At 46.5% G+C, this 331-nt stretch carries 1 rRNA gene; it reads left to right on the plus strand.

Features of this window, described 5'->3' with window-relative positions:
* Window positions 1–331: ribosomal RNA gene (locus ACU68W_RS09315) — 23S ribosomal RNA — on the plus strand; the annotation flags it as partial.

Raw genomic sequence — 331 nt, forward strand, 5'->3', positions numbered from 1 at the left:
GGATCCGGTGAAATTGTAGTAGTCGTGAAGATGCGACTTACCCACGGTAGGACGGAAAGACCCCGTGGAGCTTTACTGCAGGTTGACATTGAATTTTGGGATTAAATGTACAGGATAGGTGGGAGACAAAGAAGCAAGCTCGCCAGAGTTTGCAGAGTCACTGTTGGGATACCACCCTTTTAATTCTAAAGTTCTAACTAGTTACCATGAAACTGGTAATAGGACACTGTCAGTCGGGCAGTTTGACTGGGGCGGTCGCCTCCAAAAAAGTAACGGAGGCGTTCAAAGGTTCGCTCAGAATGGTTGGAAATCATTCAAAGAGTACAAAGGC

This window comes from Finegoldia sp. P2-F-LR (assembly GCF_052932265.1).